Source organism: Actinosynnema sp. NPDC023658 (assembly GCF_040639995.1).
Taxonomy (GTDB): domain Bacteria; phylum Actinomycetota; class Actinomycetes; order Mycobacteriales; family Pseudonocardiaceae; genus Actinosynnema.
On sequence record NZ_JBFAAX010000502.1, the window covers coordinates 1,988 to 4,338 of the forward strand.

Here is a 2,351-nt window from a genome sequence, read left to right on the forward strand (position 1 = left end):
GCACGGGGTAGTGCCTGGCCAGCGCGACCTGCCCGGCGCCGACGAACCGCTCCTGCACGCGGGCCTGGTAGGTGGACATGTTGTTGCGGGCGTTGATCTCGACGACCGGGTAGAGGCCGTCGTCGGGGTCGACCATCGCGTCCACGCCGACCACGCCGAAGTAGCCGTCGGCGGCGAGCTTCTTGCCCAGCCGGTGCGCGGTGTCGGTCAGCTCCGCGACCTGGCCGGGGCTCAGCCTGGCGGGCATCCGGTGGCCCTTGTGGACGCCGCCCTCGGTGAGCAGCTCCTTGACGAAGTCGAACCGGACGTCGCCGTCGCGGGCCACGGTGAACTGGTAGTTGAGGTCGGCGCGCTTGGCGACCCACTCCTCGACCACGAACGCGAGCCGGGGCTGCCCGGTCTTCTCGACGTGCTTGGCAACCATGCCGAGCAGCCGGTCGACCCGGCGTTCGCTCTCCAGCACCGCGATGCCCTTGCCGGAGACGCCCAGCGCCTCCTTGACCACGACCTTGCGGCCCTGCGCGACGAGCGGGCGGGCCCGGTCGAACGCCTCGCGCAGCTCGTCCACGGTCTCGCAGGCCCAGCCGGTGGGTTGGCGCAGGCCGAGCTCGTCCGCGGCGCGTCGGCTGTAGACCTTGCTGTTGACCGCCTTGCACGTGGTGGCGTCCGGTGCGGCGAGCTCCATGCCGGTGTGCTCGGCCAGGGCCACTTCCAGGTCGGACACGCCGTGGGCGGTGAGCCGCACGCCCTGCCGGGCGAGCCCGGCCAGGACCTCGACGGTGGCCGGGTCCGCGAGGGCGTCGGCGGTGACCGTGCGGCGGGGGTCGGAGTCCGCCACCACGTGCACGGTCGGCAGGTCGATGCCCAGCTCGGTGAGGTAGGCCAGGTAGACCGGGTCGGGCGCGGACTTGAGCACCACGTGGTCGGAGCCGCTCGCCAGCAGGAGCGCGAACTCGTCCATGTGGTTGACCACGGCCGCGCCGCTGTCGGCGGACAGCCGGGGCAGCGTGTGCTCACCGAGCGCCCACCGCTCCTCGACCTCGAAGTTGCCGAGGAACGCGAGCGGCGCGTCGGGCGTGCCGAGCAGCGCGGTCTTGAGCCTGCGGGTGAAGTCCAGTTCGTCCATGTCTGCGCTCCGGGACATCTCAGTGCTCCAGGACCATCGCGGCGAACGTCTGCCCGAGGCCGGCGGCGGTCATCAGGTACTTGTCGCCGGGCTTGAGCAGGCCGAGCTCGGTCACCGTCTGGTAGTTGATGAACGGGTCGGCGCAGAAGCAGTGGCCGGTGGCGGCGAGGTTGTCCAGGAAGAACCGGTCGTTGGGCAGGCCCAGGTTCTTCGCCGCGACCGTCCACGACACGCGGTTGACGTTGTGCGGCAGCACGAGGTCGATGTCCGCGACGCCGATGCCGGCTTCCCCGGCGGCCGCGCCGACGACCTCGGCCAGCGCGTCCTGGTAGATGCGGCGCGCGTCCTTGGCGATCTCGGGGGTCAGGTCGATCACGCCGTCGTCGCGGCCGTGGATGCGGCTGGCGTAGCCGCGCACGTGGTCGCGGTCGCCGTCGGCGGCCACCAGGATCGCGGCCATGCCCTCGCCCATGATGGAGGTGTCGCGCACCCACTGGGTGAACGGCGTGAACGTCTTGTCGCCGGCCAGGATCAGCGCCAGCGCGTCGGGGTCGCCGTCGGCGGCCAGCAGCGTGCCGGCCACGTCCATGGCGAGCAGCCCGGTGGCGCAACCGTGGTCGGCCACCGCGAGCGTCCTGGCGTGCTGGAGGTTGAGCGCCTCGCGGACCTCGTGCAGGGGGTTGACCGGGTAGGGCGCGGTGGTGCGCATGCCCTTCGCGCGGATGAGGTAGCGGACGCGCTCCTCCTGGCCGCGCAGCCCGTCGAGCTTCTCCGCCGCCGCGATCAGCAGTTGCGCCTCGGACAGGTCGGACTTGCAGATCCGGTCCAGGCCGTAGAGCCGGGTGAACCGGCGCACCTGCTGCTCGTCGAGGCCCAGCGGCTCCTGCAGGTCCGCGACGGCCACCGTCTCCGGCAGGTGACTCGAGACCGCCACCAACGCCGTCATGTGCGTCCTCCTCGCTCGCCCTGGTCCGTTGCCGGATCAAGGTTCGCAAGGCCCACTGACACCGTGCTGACACCCGGCTGACCACCGCGAGAGTCCTACCCCCACACCGCGAGAGTCCTACGTTCAGCGCGCGAGAGTCCTACGTTCACAGCACCTGAGTTCAACGCTCGCGGCGAACGGCGTTAGGTGTGAGCGTTGAACTCACGGGTCACGAACGTAGGACTCTCGGCGCGCGAATGTAGGACTCTCGCGGAGGGGGTAGAGGGGGGTTGACGTAGG

2 protein-coding genes are annotated in these 2,351 nt (G+C 71.0%); both read right to left on the reverse strand.

Annotated elements, in window-relative coordinates:
- Positions 1–1,126, reverse strand: a 1,126-nt coding sequence (locus AB0G02_RS29930) for an ATP-grasp domain-containing protein (protein WP_360800472.1), incomplete at its 3' end; no start/stop codon positions are given.
- Between the two features lie 19 nt (positions 1,127–1,145).
- Positions 1,146–2,072: a 3-oxoacyl-[acyl-carrier-protein] synthase III C-terminal domain-containing protein gene (locus AB0G02_RS29935; protein ID WP_360800475.1), complete on the reverse strand. Its 927-nt coding sequence runs from the start codon at positions 2,070–2,072 to the stop codon at positions 1,146–1,148.
- Positions 2,073–2,351 lie beyond the last annotated feature (279 nt).